Consider the following 22,321-nt stretch of genomic DNA (forward strand, 5'->3'; position numbering starts at 1 on the left):
CCAAAGTGACTTGACCCGCACATCTGTCAATCAATATTCAGTTCTCAAGATTCGTTCCTCGCTGTCATCCTCATCTGTGACAGCTTGTATATCATATCACAGGATGAAGTTCTTGTCAATAACTTTTTTGAATTTCTTTTTTTAAATCCATGAAGCATTGGCTCGCTTTCCTGTGTCCTGCGTCATCGTGGGGCGTTTGCCTCACCGCTGACAGATAGATACTATACAGGATTTTCCCATAAATTGCAAGCACTTTTTTTCTTTTTTTGTAATTTTCTTTACATGTACTATATATTGATTTTCTTCTTTCCTTTTTTTCCATATCTTGAGATAGCAGTGTTCTTTGAGCACGTCTGAGATATGGGATTTTTTTATGAGTCACGCTCATTTCTCTTGCCAGGGCAGAATTGTTGGTCCATTCATACCTTTAGCCTTCTTAAACCAGGCAAATAAGGTTATTCCCGAATGGCTGTCAGCTTCCGATACGTCATCTGATGCGCCTTCATTTCTTCTGTCAGATTATCCAGCTTTGCCCCATGAGGCACGGGACGCCGCGTGTTTTCATCGATGGAAACAAAAGTTAGATAGGATTGGGCCGCAAGCTCTTTGGTATGAAGGAAACGAACTGTGACAAAAACGCCGAGGCTGGTTTTTCCCGCATCGACCACGGTGCCTGTGACGCTCACCGTTTCTCCTTTTTCCACTGACTTGACAAATTTCATTCCATTCATTCCAAAAAAGACCATATGGGGATGACCTAAAAATGCTTCAGCCGTCAAAAAACCGCCTTCAATCATAAAATTCGCACAGCTTCCCGCAAATAGGGTCCCCCTGGGATTGAGGTCTTTGGGCATGATCATATGATAGGTCGATAAAGTCTGATTCATGGCAATCTCCTTATTTAGTTTTAGGCCCATAGGCATTATCCCCTGCGTCTCCTTTCATGAAGAAGAGGGCTAGGAGAATCACAAAATAAAGAACAGGAATACAAAAGATAATGGCCCAAAGGCCGCTGTGGCCTAGGTCATGGAGACGGCGTACCCCCAAGGTAATCTGCATGATCAGTCCAATGAGGGAAAAAGCTGCCGCCACGGGAGGAACGAAGGAAAAGACAACGGAAATGATGCCTACCGTCACAAGCAGGAGCAGCCAGCGAACAAAAAAGGTGCTGCGAGAAATCCTTCCTTTCGTGGATAGATACATTTCCTGCCAGTTTTCTGTATTCGGAATGTTTTCCTTGATGTAGGAAACTGCACTTTTAGGTGCCTTTTCCTGCTGAAATTGACTTTTTTTCCCTTCTTCCGCCATGGAAAGGTTTTCTTTTTCTTTTTCAGGGGTGACTTCAGCTTTACTTTTTATCACGGCTTTGCCGCAATGGGGACAATACTGCGCCGTTTCTTCTATCATTTCGTGACAATATGGACATTCCACGGTCATTCGCTCCTTTTTCTTCTTGGGAAAAATGCTCCCTTGCGAAAGATTATAACACAGATTGTCGTCTTCCTTTTAGCGTTTTCCCCTTTTTCCATGCTATAATGGAACCATCACCATAAGGAGGTGCGCCATGAAGCATTTGATGGCCTGTACAGCCCTTTTCCTGATTTTAGGGGTTACCTTTCCTGCGGAGGCTCGTTGGAGCGTCCTTCAAAAGGATGAAAGGGGGACCCTCTCCTTCCATGTCGAGTCCCTAAAACTCCTTGATAAGGATCGTACCGTCCGCGTCTACGAACGCTGGCAGCCAAAAGATAGCAGTATATCAGGAACCGTCATGCACAATGAATACGACTTCCACCTGAAACAGTGGCGCACACGGAGCAAATTTACGGTCACGCCGTCAGGAAAGAAAGGGAAAGGAACCCGAAAAATCGGTCCATGGCAACCGCTTTCGGCCCTTACACCAACAATGACCCACGCCAGGTATTATCGAGATTATGCACAGCTAAACGGTCCCTGGACGTTCGTTAAGACCATTCCCCGCTTGGGTAGGAAATGGATCAATCCAAAAAGCATTCGAAAAACAGGAACGGAACGCTATGAAGTCTGGGAAAAGACGGAGTTACGCCGCAGCGTGGCAGGAACAAAAGTACTTCTTTCCCTGACTGAATATGACCTTAGAAAAGAAACGGCAGAAACCAAATACCTTTCAAACTTTGACGCGTCAGGCTACATGACGAGCCATGCAGCCACCAAGGATCGTTGGAGCCGCAAGACCGATACATACGGGGAGTATATCGGTGACGCTGTCAAAAAACATTATGAGAAAAAAGAGATGTGAAGATGATCGTTCTTCACATCTCTTTTTTCTTATTTTACAATGGAAAGTCCCGGCCCTTCAGGCGTTTTGATACCGGCTGCTTTCCGGATGCCGTCCCCAACATGTTCCAAATGCTCCATCATCATAGTCAGCATGTTGTAGATCAGGGATCCCTCCATTTTTTCCGGCATGATGAGACAGGCATCCAGGACCATACTGCCCCCTTGGTCAACATAGTGTTTAAAAGATTTATACGTATGGTTGAGGCGATTCATTTCTTCCAAAACAGCTGCCCGCTTTTCTCCTTTGACAACAGCCTGGTCAAGGAGGACTCGAAGCGTTACGAAAACGCTGTCATCCACGGTGACAATGAATGGATATTCCACGTTCCCTGCTTTGAGCCGGGAATGGAAGAGAACCGTATGGAGCTCATCCTTGGGAATTTCTTCCACACCAAAAGCACCGCTGTCCTTACTTTCAATGAATTTTTTAAAAGCCTCTGCTTTTGCATTTGCCATTTTTCCACGACCTCGCTATGTTATGCACAAAGATATACACAAGTTTTCCACAAAAATAGAAGACTTATCCACAAAATCTGTGGATAACCCTAGGGAGTCCCCCCTATATATAGGGGTAGGTATCTGTTCCTACCCCTACGATGAGGAACTTATCCACAATCCATCCACAGAAATTGTGGATTATTTTGCGTTCTCCGTTTCCTTTTCTTCATCGCTGACCGTATCCACAATGGCAAGGGCTGCGACCTTGTCTCCTTTTTCAAGATCCATCATCTTGACTCCTTGAGCATTGCGACTGTAGCTTGAAATGTCGGAGGCTTTCATGCGGATGATGATACCGGCTGCGGAAATGAGGAGAATATCGTGATGGTCGTTCACGAGTTTCGATCCGACGATGTCACCCGTCTTATTGGTCACCTTCAGGTTAATGATGCCCTTTCCGCCGCGTGTCTGAAGCCGGTACTCGGAAATATCGGTTCGCTTGCCCAGCCCCCCTTCCGTGACAGTCAGGACTTCTCCTGAATCACCTTCACAAGAATCCATGGAAACCAATACGTCGTGATGCCGCAAGGTGATGCCGCGGACGCCATGGGCTGTGCGTCCCATAGGACGGACATCAGATTCGTTGAAGCGGATGGCATAGCCGTCGCGCGTAGCAAGCAGGATATCATGATGACCGCTTGTGAGCTTGACATCGATGAGGTCTTCATCATCATCCAGGTTAATGGCAATAAGGCCTGCCCGACGTGCCGTCTTGAATTCACTGACGCTTGTCTTCTTTATGACACCCTTATTGGTTGCCATAAAGAGGAATTTGTTCTCATCTTCACTGATTCCCGTCTTAACGGCAATAATCGCGGTGATTTTCTCATTTTCCACAAGGGGCAGGAGGTTCCGGATAAAGGTGCCCTTGGCCTGACGGCCCGCTTCTGGAATTTCATAGCCTTTCTGACGATAGACACGTCCTTGGTTCGTAAAGAAGAGGATGTTGTCATGGGTCGAGGCCAAGAGGAGATGTTCAGAAAAGTCGCCAGTTACTTTGTTGTCTTCTTTCACAATTTTTCCGCTGCCCGCCTTGACGCCTCGGCCGCCGCGGTTCTGATTGCGGAAATTCGTCAGAGCCTGACGCTTGATATAGCTCTGGTGGCTGATGGTGATGACAATATCTTCCTCGGCAATAAGATCTTCCGCATCAATTTCACCAGCATCGGGCACAATGGAGGTGCGGCGGGGATCACCGAAGCGTTTCTTCACATCAAGAAAATCATCCTTGGCAATCCCCATGATCTTATGCTCATCGGCAAGGACACTTTCGAGATAGGCAATGGTCGCCATGACTTCCGTGTATTCATCTTCGATTTTCTTGCGTTCCAGACCTGTGAGGCGCTGGAGACGCATATCCAGGATAGCCTGGGCCTGTTTCTCGCTGAGGCCAAACTTTGAAATCAAGGAAGCCCGGGCAATCTCGGCCGTTGCACTGCTGCGGATGGTCGCAATAACCTCATCAAGATGATCGAGGGCAATCTTGAGTCCGGCCAGGATATGGGCCCTTTCCTTGGCTTTATTGAGTTCATACCGCGTCTTGCGGGTAATGACTTCTTTTTGGTGCTCCAAGTAGTAGACGAGGATTTCCTTGAGATTCAAGATCCGTGGATGACCTTTGACGAGTGCCAGCTGGATGATTCCGAAGGATTCCTGCATCTGCGTGTGCTTATAGAGCTTATTGAGCATGATTTCCGGAATGATGTCACTGCGCAGTTCAATCACGATACGCATACCCTTCCGGTCCGATTCATCGCGCAGGTCCGTAATGCCTTCCAAGGTCTTATCCTGCACCAAATGAGCAATACTCTCAATGAGGCGGGCTTTATTGACCTGATAAGGAATCTCGGTCACGACGATACGGTTCTTGTTTTTGGGCATAGGCTCTACATGAGCCTTGGCACGGACCTTGACAACCCCGCGGCCCGTCGTATAGGCCTGACGAATACCGCTGACACCAAGGATTTGGGCTCCTGTTGGAAAGTCCGGTCCCTTGATGGCGCCCATAAGATCTTCGATGGTTGCATCTGGATGATCGATAAGCATGACCAAGGCATCCACGACTTCCCCAAGGTTGTGGGGCGGAATGTTCGTTGCCATCCCAACGGCAATACCAGCAGAACCATTGATCAAAAGGGCTGGAACCTTCGAAGGCAGGACTGTCGGCTCCTTCAAAGATTCATCATAGTTCGGGATGAAATCGACCGTATCCTTTTCAATGTCGCGAAGCATCTCCACGGCAATCTTGCCCATACGGACTTCTGTATAACGCATAGCAGCCGGAGGATCCCCATCGATGGAACCAAAGTTCCCATGTCCATCCACCATGAGGTAGCGGGTCGAAAAATCCTGTGCAAGTCGCACGATGGCGTCATAAACAGAAAAATCCCCATGGGGATGATACTTACCAAGGACGTCACCGACAATACGGGCCGATTTCTTGTAAGCCTTGTTGGGAAGCATGCCGGCTTCATTCATGGCATATAGGATCCGCCGATGTACCGGTTTCAGGCCGTCCCGCACATCGGGCAGGGCGCGCTGCACAATGACACTCATGGCATAGTCGATATAGGATTTCTGCATTTCCTCTTCGACGTAGACCGGAATGACTTTGCCAGCTGTGATGGTTTGACCTTCATTTTGCTGATCGTCCACGTTGTCACGCATCCTTTCTTGCGGCCTTCCCCTTGGAAGGCCGTCCTTGCAATCTATCCATACCTGTCAGGACTGACTGACAGGGCATCTTATCTCAAAAATACCTCATAAACCTGTTTGCCAATGAGGAGGACCGTTACGATAAGGTAAAGGGTCCTGATAAAACCAACACCGCGGCTGATGGCAATCTTTGCCCCCAGATGGGCACCAATGATCTCACAAAGGGCCATGGGAATGGCATAGATGAAATAGACCTTGCCTAGAAAGAGAAAAGCCGCAATCCCACCTAAATTGCTCGCAAGATTCATGGCCTTGGCGTTGCCGGCTGCTGTCACAAAATTGTAGCCGAAATAAAGAAAACCAAAAATCAGGAAGGTTCCTGTCCCCGGTCCAAAAAATCCATCATAGGCGCCCAAAAAGAGAATCATGAAAAGAATTCCCGCAAGGTCCTTCGTGGAGAAGGACGCTATCTGGTCAGCGCCACCCCACTCCTTCTTGAAAAAGGTGTAGAGGGCTACAATGACGAGGGCAGCAATAACAATATAGCGCAGGAGCATTTCCGGAAGGGAGCTGGCAATCACAGCCCCAAGGACAGAACCAATGACGGAAAGAGGCATATAGCGCAGCATCCTGCGATCCACGCGTCCGCTTCGCATAAAAGTGGTGAAGCTCGTAATGGCCCCGACAACGGAAGCCATTTTGTTGGAACCTAGGGCATACGCCATAGGAAGGCCAGTCGCCATCCAGGCCGGCAGAGTGATCAGTCCGCCGCCGCCTACAATGGCATCGATGAAGGAGCCGACAAAGCCGGCGAGCATGAGGAATCCTAAATGGACCCAAGAAAATTCAATCATGGTTCCTACTCCTTATACGTCAGATAAAAACCTGCAATGCCAGCATGACACGAAGCTTGTGTTTTCCTGCCAGCCATCTTGTTGCTCACGGCATAAGGATTTTCGCTGGAGATCACGTCATGTTCAAGGGGCCAGCGAACACCGTCAATAGAAACCTCACAGACGGGGCTGAAAGGCAGCAAACTAAGTGCCTTAGGGAGCTTTTGGGCCTCAAAACTCAAACGATCGCCCTTTTCCAAAAAAACAAGCATCTCCCATTCATCAAGGAGTACGACGGGGGTCTTTGTCCTTTTCTGATACTGGAGAAGGGTCAGGAAATTCGCATAAAGGTGATCGGCCCGTCCCCCCCAGACGCCGCTTGCCAGCAGCGTCCCTACAGGGGGCATTTCCTTTAGGAGTAGGGAAAGATCCGTCGCATCCTTATTCACCAAATAAGTCATTACCTTGGTCCCATGCGCCTTGATTTTTTCCCAGCTTCCAGCGTGACCGCTGTCCCTGTCCCCACAGGCAAGGACGGGATAGAGCCCAGCCCGAACACAATACTCGACGCCTTTATCAGCTCCATAAAGGGGCAGGTCTCTCATAGCAGCAAGAAGCCAATTGGGATCAGGACCCCGACCGCCTGCAACAAGGCCGGCAAGGGGCAATTTTCCCCGCGAAAGGATCAGCTTTCCCTGCGGCAGCAGCAGCTCCATGGAAATCCTCCTTAGAAGTCCAGATTCGTTACTTTACCAGCATTTTCCTCAATGAACTGGCGGCGCGGTTCTACTTTATCGCCCATCAAGACGGAAAAGACAGAATCCGCTGAAGCGGCATCCTCCAGATGGACCTGCAGTACCGTCCGCTTGGAAGGATCCATGGTCGTTTCCCAGAGCTGTTCCGGGTTCATTTCGCCAAGCCCTTTGTAACGCTGGACATAAGGATTGTTCTGACGGCCCACCTCGTCAAGTTTCTTTTGCAGTTCATCGTCACTGTAAGCATACGTGTGGTTCTTGCCCGTACGAATGAGATAAAGGGGCGGCTGGGCAATAAAAACATTGCCATTTCGGATGAGGGGCTGCATGTATCGGTAGAAGAACGTCAAGAGCAGCGTCCTGATGTGGGCCCCATCGACATCAGCATCGGTCATGATGATGATCTTGCCGTAACGGATTTTACTGAGATCGAATTCATCGCCAATCCCGCAGCCAAAGGCCGTGATCATGGAGCGGATTTCATTGTTGTTCAGCATCTTGTCCAGGCGGGCCTTCTCCACGTTGAGGATTTTGCCGCGCAGGGGCAGGATGGCCTGGAAGGCACGGTCACGGCCCTGTTTGGCGCTGCCGCCAGCGGAGTCCCCTTCGACGATGTAGATTTCCGTTTCTTCCGAATTCTTACTGGAACAGTCCGCCAGTTTCCCCGGCAGGGAGCTTACTTCCAGCGCGCTCTTGCGCCGTGTCAGATCACGGGCCTTGCGGGCAGCCGCTCGGGCACGGCTTGAGAGAATGGCCTTTTCTACAATTTTCTTCGCCGTCGGTGCATTTTCCTCAAAGTACTCATTGAGGGCATCGCTCACCATATTGTCAACGATTCCGCGGACTTCGCTGTTGCCAAGCTTGGTCTTTGTCTGCCCTTCAAACTGCGGTTCCCGGACTTTCAAGCTGAGGACACAGGTCAGGCCTTCGCGGACGTCATCACCGGAAAGGTTTTCCTCGCTGTCCTTTAAGAGACCGTTCTTGCGGGCATAATCGTTGATGCTTCTCGTCAAGGCCTGTTTCAGACCGGCCAGATGAGTCCCACCTTCTTCTGTATTGATATTATTGACGAAGGTATAGATATTTTCTGTGTAGGCATCCGTATACTGCATGGCCACTTCCACGATGGTGTCCTGCCGTTCCCCTTCTACATAGATCGGCGTATTGAAGATGGCTTCCTTGCCCTTGTTGATATATTCAACAAAAGAAATGATTCCGCCTTCGTAGTGGAAGATTTCATCGGCACCGGAACGATCATCCTTCAGTTCAATCTTGACGCCCTTATTGAGAAAGGCCAGCTCCCGGATACGATGCTTCAGCGTTTCATAGCTGTAGACCGTTTCCGTAAAGATCGTGTCATCAGGCCAGAAATGGACGCTTGTTCCCGTATCCTTGGCATCACATTCCCCTTTTACATAAAGAGGACGAACGGTCTTACCCTTACTGAACTCAATGCCATAAATCTTGCCGTCTTTTTTGACCTCGACTTCCATGCGTCGGCTCAAAGCGTTGACACAGGAAACACCAACTCCATGAAGACCGCCGGAGACCTTATAACCGCCATCGCCAAATTTACCGCCAGCGTGCAGGATGGTCATAACAACTTCAATGGCCGGTTTGCCGATCTTATGCATTTCAACAGGAATCCCGCGCCCATTATCGACAACGGTGATGCTGTTATCTTCTCCGATTTCAACAAGGATATGGTCACAGTAACCGGCCAGGGCCTCATCGATAGAGTTATCGATGACTTCATAAACCAAATGATGGAGCCCACGGGCACTGATACTGCCGATATACATGCTTGGCCGTTTGCGAACGGCTTCGAGGCCCTCCAGGACTTGGATCTGCTCTGCCCCATATTCACCGTGGACGGCGATTTCCTCTTCTATCGTTTTCTCATTGTCTTTTTCAGTCATGGAAACCTCCCAAATTGTGTTTCTGTTAACGATTCATGAGCGTCTTGCTCGAAATACCGGAAAGGATGATCATATCGCTCGTAACAATGCAGCTCGCCGGCGGATAGGCATCGGTCAGATCAAGGACCTTGGACGTACCCAGCTGCGGTTTCAAAAACAGCCGATAAAGATTCGTCCGCTTGTTGCGAATATCAAAGATGCCGATGATTTCGCTATTTTTTATAACGTAGTTGTTTCCCAGATGCAGGTACATAGGTCCGACGGCTCCTTTCTTTTTCGATGATGGCGTCGATTCGTTCATCTGACAGCTGTTCCGGAGAAAGGGAGCGGGTCAGCATGACGGCAAAAGCCTTATCAACGGACTTGGCCTGGGGATCCAGGGCCTTTCCCATGGCCCATTCCCCCAAAAGGGATTTGACGTCAGTAAATGTCATTTTATCACACTCAACAGCATGGCGACAATCTTCGTAGGAAATCCAAGGCGTTTTTTTTAGAACCTGATGGATCTTTTGACGGGTCGCTTCGGCTCTTTTGCGCCGACAGGCGCTGCAGATGGTTTCGCCTTCGATCAAAGGTACGCCGCAGCAGGGACAGCGCCGCGCCGCGTCAAGGTGAGGCATGAAAGGCCGCTCATTTTCCTTTGCTTCTGGAGCTTCTTCCAACACTCCATGGAACATCTTCAGGACCTTCACAGAAACAAGACGGCGTCCATTTTTTCGTGGCAGGGCCTTACCAATCGCAGCAAGCAGCTTGCCCTGCATGGTCAGGAAATTATGGGACCAACTAGGGTTATCCGTATGAATAAACAGGGTTGCGTGCTGAAGGCGGTAAGGCTGGGAATGACGGGCTGCCGCCTCCCCAACGATCAACGCCCAGTCTTTTCGAAGCCGGTAAAGAACATATTTTTCCTTGGCAAGATCCGTCTTGAGCGCTGCCATAATCAAACAATCAATGTCCTTCATGAGCATCTTCCTCCACCCAGCCGGAACGAACTTCGTAAAAGACCACATCACCACTGGAACGGGCCAAGGCGCGGTCATTGACCGTGAGAAGGGTCTGAACCTTACCGCCCATGCCATCAAGGAGCATGCGGCGGCGCCCTTCGTCAAGCTCACTGAGCACATCGTCAAGAAGCAGGATAGGATACTCTTCCTTGCTGTGAAAAATGAATTCCAGTTCCGAAAGTTTAAGTGCCAGGGCCGCTGTCCGCTGCTGACCTTGGGACCCAAAGGAACGCAGGGGCCGGCCCTCCTGCAGGATTTCGAGATCATCCCGATGCGGTCCCATACTGGTATATCCCCTCACGTAATCAAGACGATGCCGCTTTTTCAGTTCTTCTTGGTAAAATGCCTGCCACTCAGAAAGAGAAAGCCCCTTGGGAGGAACCCCCTCCCCATCCGACCGTTTCTGCAGATAGGATAGGGTCATCTTCTCACGGTCCTGAGTAATGGTTCCATAGACAAGCCCTGCAGCCCGTTCAATTTCTTCCATGGCTTTCAGCCGTTCGAATACGATGACCGCGGCACTTCGAGAGAGCGCTTCATCCCATACAAAAAGCTGACCTTCATCCAATTTTTCCTGGTCGCGGCAATGGCGCAGGAAACGATTTCGCTGCTGCAGGACTCGATTGTAATTTTGCAGGGCTTCATAGTAAAACCGGCTTGTCTGGGCAATTTCCATATCGAGGAAACGTCGCCGCAGGGAAGGGTCCCCCTTGACAAGCTGCAGATCATCCGGCGTGAAAAGAACCAGATTCAAAGAACCATAGTGCTCCTTTGGAGAAATGGGAGTACCATTTCGTTGGGCCTGTTTGCGGGTCCTTTTCCCTTCCTGGATCCGTTTGACAAGGAGCCGATTTTCCCCATAGCGGTCACAGTAAGTCACTTCTGCCGCACAATCAGTCTCACCAAATTTCACCAATTCCTCATCATGACGGCTGCGAAACGAAAACCCCATCGCCGCATAATAGAGCCCCTCCAAAAGATTGGTCTTGCCTTGGGCATTGCGGCCATAGATGACCGTCAAGTCATGGGATAGGTTCATCGTAAGGTCCCCATAATTGCGAAAATGATGGAGACGCAGTGACGAAAGTCTCATGCTGCTTAGAAAATTACGCGCACAGGCGTAATGATATAGGTGTAGGAAGGATCATCAACGGGCATCATACGGGCAGGTGAAAGGGAGGAATTGGTTTCAAGGACCACTTGATCACAGGAAATGTTCTTGCAGAAATCCATCAGATACTTGGAGTTAAAGGCAATATTGAGCGGCAGTTCTTCTCCTGTCGTTACGCCTTCCATGATTTCCATGCCTTGCCCGCGGTCGCTGGCTGCACTGGAAAGGATCACCCGATCGGCTTCGATGTTGAGACGGATGATGTTGTATTCCCCTTGTGCAAAAAGGGAAACTCGCTGAATGGCCCGTTCCAGATCCTGGCGATTGAGAACCGACCGATTCTTGAAAGACGGAGGAATCGGTCTTGAATAATCAGGAAAAGTTCCTTCGATGAGACTAGATACAAGGCTGAGGCTTCCCATACGGACCAAGATCTTGCTGTCTTTTTGGATGATGGCTACATCTTCCGGCAGCTCCCCAGTCAGGTTATTGGCAATTTCCTTAAGGACGCGGGCCGGAATGAGCAGGGAATACTCGCTGTCGTCAGCCGTTTCTGGATCAGCCGACTTGATGGCCAGACGATGTGTATTGGTTCCGACACAAGTGATGTGTTGCCCTTTTTTCTCCATGAAGACGCCCGTAAAAAGAGGCCGTGATTCATCAGTAGAACAAGCATAGACGGTTTGACGGATGAGCTGTCCCAGCAGATCTTCGGGCAAGGTCAGGATCCGTTCTCCTTCAAATTCAGGAAAAGACGGATAATCGTCACTTCCAATCAGGGGAATATGATAAGTACCCGTTTCACTAGTAAGCGTCAGTTCCTGGGTGCCTTCTTTTTGGGTCAACGTGAGAATGTCCGTAGAAAACTTGGCCAAAAGATCCCCTAAGGATTGTGCAGGAACAAGGATGACTCCGTCTTCATTGCCATTGACTTCCAAAACCTTTTTCATGCTGAAGTTGACATCCATAGCAACAAGTTCCAAAGTGTTGCCGTTAAGGCTCATATGGATACCAGAAAAAATAGGTGCGTTGGGGCTTGAGGAAATTGCTTTTTTAACGGTATTGACAGCTTTGGCAAGCTGGGCACTTTCACAGGAAAACTGCATGAGAAAACCTCCTTTAAGTGAGAACTCTAAAATATTAAAAGATAGCCGCCTTAGTAGTAGGGGCTGTGAATTTGTTCAAAAATCCTGAAATCCTTGATGTGGCCGTCTATTTCGCTGTTGATAAAGGTGTGGGAAAGTTGTTGATGGCTATCCACAAGTCCACAGGATTTTGGGGAAAAGAAGTTATAAACAGATTCATCCACAGTTTTTCCACAAAGTTATCCACGACCTGTGCATAATTCTGTGGATGATTATTAATTGAAGGAAATTAAAAAGATCAGCCTTTCAGATGAGTGATATGCTTTTCGATTTCCTTGGCAAATTCGGTCTTTTCCTTGCTCTTGGAAAGAATCTTGTCACAGGCGTGAAGGACTGTTGTGTGGTCACGGCCGCCAAAGGATTCGCCAATACGGGGTAGGGAAAGGTCCGTCAGGGTTCGTGCCAGATACATACCAATCTGACGGGGCAGGGTGATATTAGCTGTTCGTTTCTTGGAAAGCAGGTCATTCAAGGTGATGTTGTAATACGATGCAATGTACTGCTGGATGGCTTCAATGGTAATAGTCCTTGAAACCGGTGTTAGATTGAGATCCTTGAGGGCTTCGATGGCAAGTTCTTCCGTAATGGGTTCATTGGAAAATTGAGAATAGGCTCGAACCTTGGTATAGGCGCCTTCCAGTTCCCGGATGTTGGTGGAAATATTGCTGGCAATTAGGTTTGTTACGCTGTCTGGTACGCTGATATGATCCTTGAGGGCCATGTTCTTCAAGATGGCAATCCTCGTTTCAAGGTCCGGCGGCTGGATATCCGCAATAAGTCCCCACGTAAATCGGCTTTTGAGGCGCTCTTCCAGTGTATCCAGTTCCGATGGTTTGCGGTCACTGGAAATGATGATCTGTTTTTCTGCTTTGTAGAGTGTTTCGAAGGTATGGAAGAATTCTTCCTGCGTCGATTCCTTTTTTCTCAAAAACTGGATATCGTCAATGAGCAGGACATCGATGTTGCGGTATTTATTGCGAAAGGCTTCTGTTGCATTGTTCTGGATGGAATTGATCAGTTCATTGGTGAAAGTCTCACTGGATGTATAAAGGATCTTCATTTCCGGATGGTCCTGGTGAATCTTGTTGCCTATGGCATTCATGAGGTGCGTCTTGCCAAGTCCTGAATCGCTGTAAAGAAAAAGCGGGTTATAGACCTTGGCCGGCGCTTCGGCAACGGCTTTTGAAGCGGCATGGGCAAAGCGATTGGAATTGCCGATGACGAAGTTTTCAAAGACGTATTTAGGAGACAGGTTGGAAGAAAAATCCTGACGCGGTCCCTTTTTGGGAATGAGGGGCTCCTTTGCTTTGGGTGCTGCAGCCCCGTGTCCAGGAAAAAGATCCTCTTCTTTATTTGCCAGGTCAGGACGAATCTCTACATCAAGGGTCATGGGCCGATTGAACTGACTTTTAAGGAATGCCTCAATAGGCTCTTTATAATTATTTATGATCCACTCTTTGGTGAAATCATTCATTACGTCAAGGAGCAGCGTATCTTCTGTAAGGGAACGCGGAACGGCCTGAGAAAGCCATTTTTTGCATCCCGACATCTTAGGAATGGACTGATCCCCATTTAGAAGGGTCTCCCATAAGGAAGAAAGGACGTCATTCTCCATAAGTAAACCACCTTTATCATCATTTTCTCGAATCCATATTATAGCATATTCGGGGTGAACTTTGGGGAGGAACTTTGCCAACCTGTGGAAAACATTGTGGACATGTGGATAACTTTTTAAGTTATGTAAAACAAAAAGATAAAAAAGACCGAAATCAAGGGAATACTGACTTTGTGCACAAGAAAAAAGCTTATGCACAGAAAGTTATCCACAGGTGTGTATAACTTTGGGGAAAAGTATGAAAAAATCAATGGTTTTAGCATGTTCCCGAATATATGTTTTGTATATAATTTACATGAAGGTGAAAAGGGATAGTCAGGGCCTCGTTTTTGTGAAATGGACAGAAACAACATTTTAGTAAGATATTCTATTTTTATATGATGATTTTGTATCGCATAATAGATGAGGAAAACGAAAAGGAAAAGGAGAAAAGAAAAGGTTCTTTTCTGTGTATAAATCGTTAATGTTCGGAAATGGGAAAATTTCCCCTTTATGTGAGGAAACATCCCTATTTTCCTATGGAAATGCCTATTACTCTGTCTGTGGATAAAAAAGCAGGTTTTTCTGCTTTTTCCACAGGCAAGAAGAAAAAGACCGGACTTATACACAGTTATCCACAGCTTTTAACGGTTATCCCCAGAAGTTTGTGGAAAACTTTCAAGCCCTGTCCCCGTGGGCAAATTGAAATAGATAAAGTAGGAATCACGGTGGAAAAAGGCTGGGCCTTGTGGAAAAAAGAGGACTTATACACAGCTTTTTGAAAACAGCCTGTGTATAAGTCCGGTGGATGAAAGGAAAAAGGAGGGAATTGTTCGGGAAATGCATTCTTTTTCTTAAAATGGTAAAAAAAAAGCCGCCCTATTAGCGGCAACACATTTTTTGAAGTGGAGCGGGCAATGGGAATCGAACCCACCTCTAAAGCTTGGGAAGCTTTCATTCTACCAATGAACTATGCCCGCATAACAACACTATTTTACCAAAGAAAGCGGTGTTTGTAAAGGGAAAAGCAAGAGGAATCTTAGGATGATTTCAAAAGGTTCACTTGATGCTATAATGAAAAAAATTCAAAGGAGGCTTTTCCAATGAAAGATAAAATGATTCTGGCCCTTTTGCTGGGAATTATTTCCTTTAGTGGCAATGCGTTTGCTGCAGTAAAACCAACTGAGGCCATACCCAGCAAGATCCTTGATGTCACGCTTACGAGAAATAAGATCACTTCCATTCCTGACGTGGTCTATGAGCAGGTCCCTCAGCGGGGATATCCTAGCAGAGCGATGAAAATGGACTTATTCATTCCTGAGACGAAGGATAAAAAGCCACTCATTCTTTATATTCCAGGCGGCGGCTTCATCTCGGCCAATAAGAACAATATGCCACAGCTCGTGAACCATTTGGCAGAACAAGGCTATGTCGTGGCCGCGGTTGAGTACCGTGTGGCACCTACGGTCAAATTCCCTGCTCCTTTGGAAGATATCAAGGCGGCCCTGCGCTTTCTAAGGGCCCATCAAGACCAGTATGGCATTGATCCCCAGCGGGTCGGCGTCGTTGGCGGCAGTGCCGGTGGTTATTTAACCGCTCTCATGGCAACGACCAGCGGCAGCAGGGAATTTGATAAGGGAGATTATCTTCATGAAAAAAGTGATATCACCTGTGCTGTTGACCTGTATGGTCTTTCCGATTTGACCCGGATTGGGGCTGATTATTCCAAACAGGTACAGGCCCTTCATGCTTCCAGTGGCGCTACAGAAGCCCTGTGGGTCAATGGAAGCGGTGTTTTTGGCGGCAAGGATGGCGGTATTTCTGCCGATCAAAAGGCCGCACAGCGGGCTAATCCCATTACATACATTTCTTCGACCTCGGCTCCTTTGATGCTCATGCATGGCACGGCCGATACGGTAGTTTCGCCCAGTCAGACAGATATCCTTTTTCAAGCCCTCCAGAAAAAGAAGATTCCCAGTGAGCGCTATCTAGTTCCCCATGCGCCTCATGGCGGCGTCTACTGGATCCAGCCCAAGGTACTTGAAACGATTACCGCTTATTTTGACCGCTATCTCAAAGGCTAAGCGACGGCAGAAAAAAAGGCTGTGAAAAATGACGGTATCTGGATTCCCTTCATTTCCTCACAGCCTCTTTTGTTGTTCCAGTCGTTGACGAAAGTCTATCGTGCGGTGCGGGGAATCTTCTCCCTAAAAAATAAAGGAAAAAGCAGCGTCAAACCGCAATGAATGGATGTCTGCCCCGCCTTTTGCGTCGGAGTTCCTTTGCCTTATTTTCGCTTTAAGCCTGTCATCATCGTAAGGGAAAAGAAAAGAACGGTCAGCCAAGCAAATGTTTTATGTGCTTTCATCATGGGCCTCCTTTATCAAACAATCCTTTTCCCTAGTTTACTATGACAAACTCACACTTGTCAAAAGCAAAAAAGAACCTGTATTTTGGGAAGGGAGTGTCCCACGGGGCGGGACTTTATGATATAATGCTACTTTACATAAGCGTGTTTTTATGATTGGAAAGGGGTAAGTCATGGCTGAATTGAATTTACTGCAAAAAAAGATTCTCGCTGACGGTATCATCAAGAGTGGGGATGTCCTCAAGGTGGACAGCTTCCTGAATCATCAGATCGATGTTCCTTTTATCAGCGAACTGGGGAAAATCTTCAAGAAACTCTTTGCCAGCCGTCCAGTTACAAAAATCCTCACCATTGAGGCATCGGGCATTGGGATTGCTTGTCTGACAGCAATCCATATGGGTGTACCAGTGGTCTTTGCTAAAAAATCAGCGGGCAGCAACATGGATGCCGATGTATACAGCACGGAAATCAAGTCCTTCACCCATAATAAAACAAATCATGTCATTGTTTCCAAAAAATATCTCAACGGCGGAGATCATATCCTTATCATCGATGATTTTCTTGCCAATGGCTGTGCCGTTGAAGGATTGATGGACCTTGTCGACCAAGCTGGCGGGACTGTCGAAGGGGTTGGTATCTGTATTGAAAAAGGATTCCAAGGAGGCGGTGATGCCCTGCGGAAAAAAGGCGTCAATCTCAAGAGCCTTGCTATCATTGAAAAAATGGATGCCAAGACGGGAACCATTGTGTTCCGCTGATGAAGGAGGCTGCTGATGGATAGAGAAAAAGATCCAATCTACGAACTGGATGGAAAGATTTCCTTTGAAAAAGCGATTCCTTTTGGGCTCCAGCATGTCCTTGCCATGTTTGTTGCCAATATTGCTCCGATCCTGATTGTAGCGGGTGCTGTCAAATTATCTACAGAGGAAACGGGTGCTCTTGTCCAGGCAGCCATGATCATTGCCGGGATTGGTTCCCTTTTTCAGCTCTATCCGCTAGGGCCCCTGGGTTCAGGACTTCCCATCATCATGGGAATCAGTTTCACTTTTGTCTCTACCTTCTGCGTCATTGGTGCTAAATATGGTTATGGTGCTGTTTTGGGCGCGGCCCTTGTAGGCGGCCTTCTTGAAGGTCTTATTGGAATGGGGGCTAAGTACTGGCGCCGATTCATTCCTCCTATTGTTTCGGCCAGTGTCGTCACGGCCATCGGGTTTTCCCTCTTAGGTATTGGAGCCAACTCTTTTGGCGGCGGCTTTGGCAATCCTCATTTCGGGGAACCCAAATTCCTCATCGTAGGGACCATTACCCTTCTCAGCTGTCTTATCTTCAATATCAAGGCCAAACATTTTTATAAGCAGCTTTCTGTTCTGTTTGGTCTTGTTGTAGGGTATATTGCAGCTGCTTTTCTTGGCATGGTGGATTTATCAAGGATGACTCAGGTGGGACTTTTTTCCCTGCCGATGCCGCTTCCCTATGCTTTGGAATTTCGACCTGATGCCATTTTTTCTGTATTCCTTATTTTCCTTGTCTCTGCTACGGAAACCTTAGGGGATACTTCGGCCCTAGCTGCCATGGGCATGGGAAGGGATGCGTCAGATGGTGAAATCCGAGGATCCATTGCCGTTGACGGGTTTATTAGTTCCTTGTCCAGTCTTTTTGGCTGCCTTCCCATTACGTCCTTCAGCCAGAATGTCGGTCTTGTCGCCATGACCCATGTTGTTAATCGTAAGGCCATTGCCAGCGGCGCCCTGATCATGATCCTTGCTGGCCTTTTCCCTGCTTTTGGAGTTATCTTGGCCTCCCTTCCTGACGCTGTTCTTGGTGGATGTACTCTTATGATGTTTGGCTCCATTGTCGTCAGCGGCGTTCGGATGCTTGCCGGCTGTGGTTTTACTCAGCGCAATATGAGCATTGCGGCGCTTTCTCTTTCCATTGGAATTGGTTTTACGCAAACGCCAGCTATTTTCAAGATGTTTCCGACAATCATCAAGTCCGTCTTTGCTGAAAACTGTGTGGCCGTTGTCTTTGTTGTTGCTTTTGCGCTGAATCTCATCTTCCCCAGTGAACTTGAAATGGAAAAAATGAATCAGTAACTCCCAGAAAGGAATGGAACCATGGACTTAGGTGATCTGCTAACCTTGCAGGGGACCCTTTTCCTCTTGATGCTTCTTGGCGCTTATTTGACCAAAAAAGGAGTCATTACCAAAGAAGGAAAGCGCTGTCTGACGGATCTTGTTGTCTATGTGATCCTTCCCTGTACAATCTTTAAGTCCTGTTTTGTCGATACGGGGACCAATTTTGCAGCTGTTGGTGCCCTTTTGCTTTTGCTTTCCCTTGTCATTGAAGTGGGGTCCTTATTCTTTAACCAAGTGCTTTATCGGCGTTACAGCGGGGAGAAACGCAAGGTTCTTCAATATGGGACGCTCGTTCCCAACAGCGGTTTTTTGGGTACGCCAATTGCAGAGGGAGTCTATCATGATCTAGGGGTCCTTTATGCCGCGATTTTTCTGATTCCTGTCCGTATTTTCATGTGGTCTTTTGGAACAAGTTATTTCATGGCCCAGGAAGGCATGAGCAAAAAGGAGTTATGCCGAAAGGTTATTACCCATCCCTGCCTCATTGCTGTTTTTCTGAGCCTTGCTGTCATGATTTTGAGAATCAACCTGCCAAGCGTCCTTAAGGTGACCGTTCTTGCTATCAGTAAATGTAATTCTGCCATTGCTATGTTTGTTGTGGGAACGGTCCTTGCAGAAGCTCCCACGTGGAAAATCTTTGATCTTGATACGGTTTATTACTGCGTAATCCGGCTTATTTTCCTGCCTTTATTAACCTTATTTCTGGGACGCGTTATGGGATTATCCGGTGCCAGTCTGGGTGTCGCTGTCCTTATGATGGGCATGCCAGCCGGAGCGACGACATCGATTTTTCCTTCCCTTTATGGCGGTGACGCACGCCTGGGGACTAGCTGTGTCATTCTTTCTGTTCTTCTTTCCATGGTAACTCTTCCTCTTTGGATTTATCTCGTCCATTTATCTTAATCCGCCAGAAGATTCCCTTCTTTAAGGTAGGAAATGAATGGCAGGTGACTGCGTGGAATCGATGCCCACGGAAGCCATAAATCCACCGTGGATAGTCTTGGTGATGCTCATTTTTATTATATAATCAGCATATAATAAAAATGGGTTCTTCACGGAAATTTGTGGGGTCATAGACAGATGGATATTGAAAAAGGACATCAAATTCTCCAAAATATAAGGTGGCTAAACCCAAGTAAAGGAGAATTGAGATGTCCTCTATTTAGTACATTATTTAAGCAGACCTGTTTTGTCAAGACCCCGATTACCTTGTTGGGCTCCCCGAAGATCCTTTAGACGATTCCACGGTATGGGTGGTTACCAGGTAGAAACGCCATACCGATTTTCTCTGCTCTCACTGCGGAGAGCCGATGCATATCTATGGCACGTACCGAACCCGCCTAAGGACGGTGCCTATGCAGCCAAATGCCAGGCGCACTGTCCTCTTCGAGGGGCACCGCTTCCGGTGCCCTTGCCGTCAGGAAACGGTTACGGAACTCAATCCGTACAGATGTCCTGAAACGAGAATCACCAAACAGGCCGCTGTGTGGATTCCATCGCTGCTCGCCCAGGGATTTACGACTATCGGAGTGCAGAAGATAACAGGCATCCATTGAAACACGATTCGCCAAGCTGAAGGAAAAGCGAATCGACGGTCTGGCAAACCATGCCAAATGCCCTATTGACACAGGCTGATTGGGAGGATACCACAAGATTAAAACTGCCGAACACGCATATGGGTACAAGAACGACCGGTACTTTTTTACCTTGATTCGGTACCGGTCTTTACCTACGTATGATTTGGCATCCCACAAAAATACGTGAAGTACCTATTTTTTTAATTGTTTTTTTTACAGGAATTGATGAAGGTTTGGAACAATTTCAGTTGTTCAGGCGCATCAAACATCATTTCTGGATGCCATTGGACCCCAACGATGAACGAGGCGCCGCCTGTAATTTCAATGCCTTCTACGGCCTGATCTTCTGCAAGGGCCGTGATGGTGACGTTCTTGCCTGGTTCGCAGACCCCTTGGTGATGAAAACTATTGGTACGGATCTTATCCCCGAAAATTGTATGGAGAAGGGAACCTGAAGAAAAAAGTGTTTCATGGGAGGGATAATTTTTGGGAGCCATATCTCCCATATAGCGGTGTGTCAAATGAGCTTCTTGACCTAGATCTTGATAGACAGTTCCTCCCATTGCGACGTTCATGATCTGTATGCCGCGGCAGATTCCAAGCATGGGAAGCTTGTGTTCATAGCCATAATGGAATATTGTAAGGTCATATTCATCCCGTTCGGGTACAATCCGCCCACAATACGGCATGGGACGCGCACCATACCGGAGCGGATCGATGTCATGCCCCCCGCTGATAAGGATTCCGTCGACTTTTTCGAGGAGGGCAATAATATTCTTTTTTTCCCTGCAATAGGGGATGATGGTGGGAATCCCACCCGCTTTTTCAATGGTGTAGATATAGTCCGCTGCTAGGAATTCCCAATCTTGGCCAGGAAGTCCTAGGCCAGGAACGCCGATGACGGTATCCCTGGGATCATAGTTACAAGTAATTCCAATAATTGGTTTCATTTTGATACCTTCCTTTCATGGTCTGTCATTGTTTATTCTCAGAAGATTGGTTTTGATGAAAACTGCGTTCCATAGCTTCCCATTTAGGCCATTTCATGTGTTCCCATTTTTCGGGATCGGCGAAGTACTCTTTGGATGCCTTTACGACATGCTGATGGCATAAAAGAATACAGACCATATTGATGGTTGTCATCAGGGCCGTTCCAAAATCTACATAATTGATCATCGTTTCAATGCCCATCATGCCGCCAATAAAGGTCATAAATAAGAGAACCCAGCGGCCATACGTCTTTCCTTTTTGACCAATCAGTTTGACGAGGGATACACAGGAAAATTCAATTTGCGCGCAAGCCGTGGTAAAAGTAAACAGAAGCAATGCAATTGATACAATCCACGAACCAGCCGTTCCAATGGCAGAGGAAAAAGCGGCCGCCGTCATCGTGGAGGCGGTTACACCGGGACTTGTCCAGATGCCAGTGCATAAAATCGCAAAACAGGTGAGATTACAGACAACCAAGGTATCAAAAAAGGCTTCAAAGACTCCCCACATGCCTTGCTGAACGGGATGGTTCACAGCTGCAACGGTATGGACCATTGTCGTGTAACCGGTTCCTGCGTCATTGGAATAGACTCCACGGCAGATGCCCCATCTGATACAGGCAGCCAGCGTAGCGCCTGCAAACCCTCCTACTGCGGCTTTTCCTGTAAAGGCATAACGAAAAATGGAGTAAAAAGCATGAGGAAAGTTTTCGATATTCAGTAAGATAACAAGGAGCGCACCCCCAACATACAGGATACTCATGAAAGGCACGATTTTTTCACTGACTGCCAGAAGATTGCGCATTCCACCAACAACCACGGCAATGCAGAAAAGGGTGAGAATGAGGGCTGAAAGGGTACGATTGGCTCCTAAGGCGACTAAGTGATCGACTCCTGATCCAATTTGGGCAGAAGCTGCGAAAAATAGGGCAAACAGGCAGAGAATCGTATATAGTTCTCCTGTCCACTTCCATCCGGTGGCGTTTCCTAAATAATACTGGGGCCCTCCCACCCAATTGCCTTTTTGGTCAATTTCGCGGTAGAGCATGGCCGTTGTTACTTCCGTGTATTTTACGGCGCATGCAGCAAGGCCGGCAATCCAGAGCCAAAAAACACTGCCCGGTCCTCCAAAAGCAATTGCCATGGCGGTCCCCACAATGTTCCCCGCTCCCAGGGTTGAAGCGAGTGCACCACTGGCCGCTTGCCATCCGCTGAATTGACCGTCGGAACCTTCACTTTTCGTGAATGATTTTCCAATGGTGTGTGTCAGAATAAATGGCAATTTCCGATAAGGGAGCATGTTCAGTCTTACGGCAAGAAAGCACCCGCCGCCGACAAGAAGAATCAGCATGGGAATCCCCCATATCCAATTGGTAAAGGTCAAAATAGCCTCCAACAATGCGTTCATGAATGAGCCTCCTT

At 47.8% G+C, this 22,321-nt stretch carries 21 protein-coding genes and 1 tRNA gene; 6 read left to right on the forward strand and 16 right to left on the reverse strand.

Features of this window, described 5'->3' with window-relative positions; genetic code table 11:
* Window positions 1-115: 115 nt before the first annotated feature.
* The 3 genes from HMPREF1246_RS03425 to HMPREF1246_RS03435 form a co-directional block, all read right to left on the reverse strand.
* A complete protein-coding gene (locus HMPREF1246_RS03425; protein ID WP_035224272.1) occupies window positions 116-382 on the reverse strand; it encodes a hypothetical protein in 267 nt (88 codons plus the stop codon).
* A 73-nt stretch (window positions 383-455) separates the two neighbouring features.
* Entirely contained in the window at window positions 456-917 is a 462-nt protein-coding gene (locus tag HMPREF1246_RS03430; RefSeq protein ID WP_231368215.1) for an acyl-CoA thioesterase, read from the reverse strand.
* Window positions 898-1,437 (reverse strand): DUF805 domain-containing protein, encoded by a 540-nt coding sequence (locus HMPREF1246_RS03435; RefSeq protein ID WP_021736720.1) that lies wholly within the window; start codon window positions 1,435-1,437, stop codon window positions 898-900. The genes HMPREF1246_RS03430 and HMPREF1246_RS03435 overlap by 20 nt, the downstream gene beginning before the upstream one ends.
* A 127-nt stretch (window positions 1,438-1,564) precedes the next feature.
* Here HMPREF1246_RS03435 and HMPREF1246_RS03440 point away from each other — a divergent pair, with 127 nt between their 5' ends.
* The gene (locus tag HMPREF1246_RS03440; protein ID WP_021736701.1) at window positions 1,565-2,275 is read left to right on the forward strand and encodes a hypothetical protein; all 711 of its coding nucleotides are present in this window, start codon (window positions 1,565-1,567) and stop codon (window positions 2,273-2,275) included.
* Between the two features lie 29 nt (window positions 2,276-2,304).
* Here the strand turns inward: HMPREF1246_RS03440 and HMPREF1246_RS03445 are convergent, their stop codons facing one another.
* From HMPREF1246_RS03445 to dnaA, 10 genes are all read right to left on the reverse strand, one after another.
* Complete coding sequence (locus HMPREF1246_RS03445; RefSeq protein ID WP_009014978.1) at window positions 2,305-2,772, reverse strand: YbjN domain-containing protein; 468 nt, start codon at window positions 2,770-2,772, stop codon at window positions 2,305-2,307.
* Between the two features lie 180 nt (window positions 2,773-2,952).
* Window positions 2,953-5,481, reverse strand: a complete 2,529-nt coding sequence (gene gyrA / locus HMPREF1246_RS03450) for a DNA gyrase subunit A (RefSeq protein WP_014127987.1) — start codon at window positions 5,479-5,481, stop codon at window positions 2,953-2,955.
* A gap of 77 nt (window positions 5,482-5,558) precedes the next feature.
* On the reverse strand, window positions 5,559-6,323 hold the full coding sequence (locus HMPREF1246_RS03455; protein WP_009014980.1) for a TSUP family transporter: 765 nt from the start codon (window positions 6,321-6,323) through the stop codon (window positions 5,559-5,561).
* A gap of 5 nt (window positions 6,324-6,328) precedes the next feature.
* Window positions 6,329-7,018, reverse strand: coding sequence for a thiamine diphosphokinase (locus HMPREF1246_RS03460; protein ID WP_009014981.1), 690 nt, complete (start codon window positions 7,016-7,018; stop codon window positions 6,329-6,331).
* A gap of 11 nt (window positions 7,019-7,029) precedes the next feature.
* Window positions 7,030-8,976, reverse strand: a complete 1,947-nt coding sequence (gene gyrB / locus HMPREF1246_RS03465; RefSeq protein WP_021736709.1) for a DNA topoisomerase (ATP-hydrolyzing) subunit B — start codon at window positions 8,974-8,976, stop codon at window positions 7,030-7,032.
* Between the two features lie 25 nt (window positions 8,977-9,001).
* Window positions 9,002-9,229: an extracellular matrix regulator RemB gene (remB, locus tag HMPREF1246_RS03470; protein ID WP_021736715.1), complete on the reverse strand. Its 228-nt coding sequence runs from the start codon at window positions 9,227-9,229 to the stop codon at window positions 9,002-9,004.
* Window positions 9,189-9,938, reverse strand: a complete 750-nt coding sequence (locus tag HMPREF1246_RS03475; RefSeq protein WP_009014984.1) for a DciA family protein — start codon at window positions 9,936-9,938, stop codon at window positions 9,189-9,191. Before HMPREF1246_RS03475 ends, remB begins: the two co-directional genes overlap by 41 nt.
* Complete coding sequence (recF, locus tag HMPREF1246_RS03480) at window positions 9,925-11,073, reverse strand: DNA replication/repair protein RecF (protein WP_014127984.1); 1,149 nt, start codon at window positions 11,071-11,073, stop codon at window positions 9,925-9,927. The genes HMPREF1246_RS03475 and recF overlap by 14 nt, the downstream gene beginning before the upstream one ends.
* A 5-nt stretch (window positions 11,074-11,078) precedes the next feature.
* Window positions 11,079-12,197 carry a DNA polymerase III subunit beta gene (dnaN, locus tag HMPREF1246_RS03485; protein ID WP_009014986.1) on the reverse strand — a complete coding sequence of 373 codons (1,119 nt, stop codon included), beginning with the start codon at window positions 12,195-12,197 and terminating at the stop codon, window positions 11,079-11,081.
* 277 nt (window positions 12,198-12,474) lie between these two features.
* A complete protein-coding gene (dnaA, locus tag HMPREF1246_RS03490; protein WP_009014987.1) occupies window positions 12,475-13,851 on the reverse strand; it encodes a chromosomal replication initiator protein DnaA in 1,377 nt (458 codons plus the stop codon).
* A gap of 518 nt (window positions 13,852-14,369) precedes the next feature.
* Here dnaA and HMPREF1246_RS03495 point away from each other — a divergent pair.
* Window positions 14,370-14,612: a hypothetical protein gene (locus tag HMPREF1246_RS03495; protein WP_227079554.1), complete on the forward strand. Its 243-nt coding sequence runs from the start codon at window positions 14,370-14,372 to the stop codon at window positions 14,610-14,612.
* A gap of 124 nt (window positions 14,613-14,736) precedes the next feature.
* Here HMPREF1246_RS03495 and HMPREF1246_RS03500 read toward each other — a convergent pair.
* Window positions 14,737-14,810 (reverse strand) — tRNA-Gly (locus HMPREF1246_RS03500).
* Window positions 14,811-14,933: 123 nt separating this feature from the next.
* Here HMPREF1246_RS03500 and HMPREF1246_RS03505 point away from each other — a divergent pair.
* The 4 genes from HMPREF1246_RS03505 (at window position 14,934) to HMPREF1246_RS03520 (ending at window position 19,236) form a co-directional block, all read left to right on the forward strand.
* Entirely contained in the window at window positions 14,934-15,914 is a 981-nt protein-coding gene (locus HMPREF1246_RS03505) for an alpha/beta hydrolase (RefSeq protein WP_021736716.1), read from the forward strand.
* Between the two features lie 457 nt (window positions 15,915-16,371).
* Window positions 16,372-16,956, forward strand: coding sequence for a xanthine phosphoribosyltransferase (locus tag HMPREF1246_RS03510; protein ID WP_009014990.1), 585 nt, complete (start codon window positions 16,372-16,374; stop codon window positions 16,954-16,956).
* Between the two features lie 15 nt (window positions 16,957-16,971).
* Window positions 16,972-18,291, forward strand: a complete 1,320-nt coding sequence (locus HMPREF1246_RS03515; RefSeq protein ID WP_009014991.1) for a uracil-xanthine permease family protein — start codon at window positions 16,972-16,974, stop codon at window positions 18,289-18,291.
* A 21-nt stretch (window positions 18,292-18,312) separates the two neighbouring features.
* On the forward strand, window positions 18,313-19,236 hold the full coding sequence (locus tag HMPREF1246_RS03520) for an AEC family transporter (protein ID WP_021736702.1): 924 nt from the start codon (window positions 18,313-18,315) through the stop codon (window positions 19,234-19,236).
* An 874-nt stretch (window positions 19,237-20,110) separates the two neighbouring features.
* Here the strand turns inward: HMPREF1246_RS03520 and HMPREF1246_RS03525 are convergent.
* Together HMPREF1246_RS03525 and HMPREF1246_RS03530 are read right to left on the reverse strand one after the other, a co-directional pair.
* Window positions 20,111-20,860, reverse strand: coding sequence for a gamma-glutamyl-gamma-aminobutyrate hydrolase family protein (locus tag HMPREF1246_RS03525; protein WP_021736712.1), 750 nt, complete (start codon window positions 20,858-20,860; stop codon window positions 20,111-20,113).
* 25 nt (window positions 20,861-20,885) lie between these two features.
* Window positions 20,886-22,307, reverse strand: coding sequence for a sodium:alanine symporter family protein (locus HMPREF1246_RS03530; protein WP_021736719.1), 1,422 nt, complete (start codon window positions 22,305-22,307; stop codon window positions 20,886-20,888).
* Between the last annotated feature and the right edge of the window lie 14 nt (window positions 22,308-22,321).

Origin of the sequence: Acidaminococcus sp. BV3L6 (assembly GCF_000468835.1) — a bacterium.
GTDB classification, from domain to species: domain Bacteria; phylum Bacillota; class Negativicutes; order Acidaminococcales; family Acidaminococcaceae; genus Acidaminococcus; species Acidaminococcus intestini.

What these genes read in the sequence shown, in the direction of transcription:
- HMPREF1246_RS03430 (WP_231368215.1), bottom strand. Translation starts at nt 917, where the DNA reads ATGGGCCTAAAACTAAATAAGGAGATTGCCATGAATCAGACTTTATCG.
- HMPREF1246_RS03435 (WP_021736720.1), bottom strand. Translation starts at nt 1,437, where the DNA reads ATGACCGTGGAATGTCCATATTGTCACGAAATGATAGAAGAAACGGCG.
- HMPREF1246_RS03440 (WP_021736701.1), top strand. Translation starts at nt 1,565, where the DNA reads ATGAAGCATTTGATGGCCTGTACAGCCCTTTTCCTGATTTTAGGGGTT.
- HMPREF1246_RS03445 (WP_009014978.1), bottom strand. Translation starts at nt 2,772, where the DNA reads ATGGCAAATGCAAAAGCAGAGGCTTTTAAAAAATTCATTGAAAGTAAG.
- gyrA (WP_014127987.1), bottom strand. Translation starts at nt 5,481, where the DNA reads ATGCGTGACAACGTGGACGATCAGCAAAATGAAGGTCAAACCATCACA.
- HMPREF1246_RS03455 (WP_009014980.1), bottom strand. Translation starts at nt 6,323, where the DNA reads ATGATTGAATTTTCTTGGGTCCATTTAGGATTCCTCATGCTCGCCGGC.
- HMPREF1246_RS03460 (WP_009014981.1), bottom strand. Translation starts at nt 7,018, where the DNA reads ATGGAGCTGCTGCTGCCGCAGGGAAAGCTGATCCTTTCGCGGGGAAAA.
- gyrB (WP_021736709.1), bottom strand. Translation starts at nt 8,976, where the DNA reads ATGACTGAAAAAGACAATGAGAAAACGATAGAAGAGGAAATCGCCGTC.
- remB (WP_021736715.1), bottom strand. Translation starts at nt 9,229, where the DNA reads ATGTACCTGCATCTGGGAAACAACTACGTTATAAAAAATAGCGAAATC.
- HMPREF1246_RS03475 (WP_009014984.1), bottom strand. Translation starts at nt 9,938, where the DNA reads ATGAAGGACATTGATTGTTTGATTATGGCAGCGCTCAAGACGGATCTT.
- recF (WP_014127984.1), bottom strand. Translation starts at nt 11,073, where the DNA reads ATGAGACTTTCGTCACTGCGTCTCCATCATTTTCGCAATTATGGGGAC.
- dnaN (WP_009014986.1), bottom strand. Translation starts at nt 12,197, where the DNA reads ATGCAGTTTTCCTGTGAAAGTGCCCAGCTTGCCAAAGCTGTCAATACC.
- dnaA (WP_009014987.1), bottom strand. Translation starts at nt 13,851, where the DNA reads ATGGAGAATGACGTCCTTTCTTCCTTATGGGAGACCCTTCTAAATGGG.
- HMPREF1246_RS03495 (WP_227079554.1), top strand. Translation starts at nt 14,370, where the DNA reads ATGGAAATGCCTATTACTCTGTCTGTGGATAAAAAAGCAGGTTTTTCT.
- HMPREF1246_RS03505 (WP_021736716.1), top strand. Translation starts at nt 14,934, where the DNA reads ATGAAAGATAAAATGATTCTGGCCCTTTTGCTGGGAATTATTTCCTTT.
- HMPREF1246_RS03510 (WP_009014990.1), top strand. Translation starts at nt 16,372, where the DNA reads ATGGCTGAATTGAATTTACTGCAAAAAAAGATTCTCGCTGACGGTATC.
- HMPREF1246_RS03515 (WP_009014991.1), top strand. Translation starts at nt 16,972, where the DNA reads ATGGATAGAGAAAAAGATCCAATCTACGAACTGGATGGAAAGATTTCC.
- HMPREF1246_RS03520 (WP_021736702.1), top strand. Translation starts at nt 18,313, where the DNA reads ATGGACTTAGGTGATCTGCTAACCTTGCAGGGGACCCTTTTCCTCTTG.
- HMPREF1246_RS03525 (WP_021736712.1), bottom strand. Translation starts at nt 20,860, where the DNA reads ATGAAACCAATTATTGGAATTACTTGTAACTATGATCCCAGGGATACC.
- HMPREF1246_RS03530 (WP_021736719.1), bottom strand. Translation starts at nt 22,307, where the DNA reads ATGAACGCATTGTTGGAGGCTATTTTGACCTTTACCAATTGGATATGG.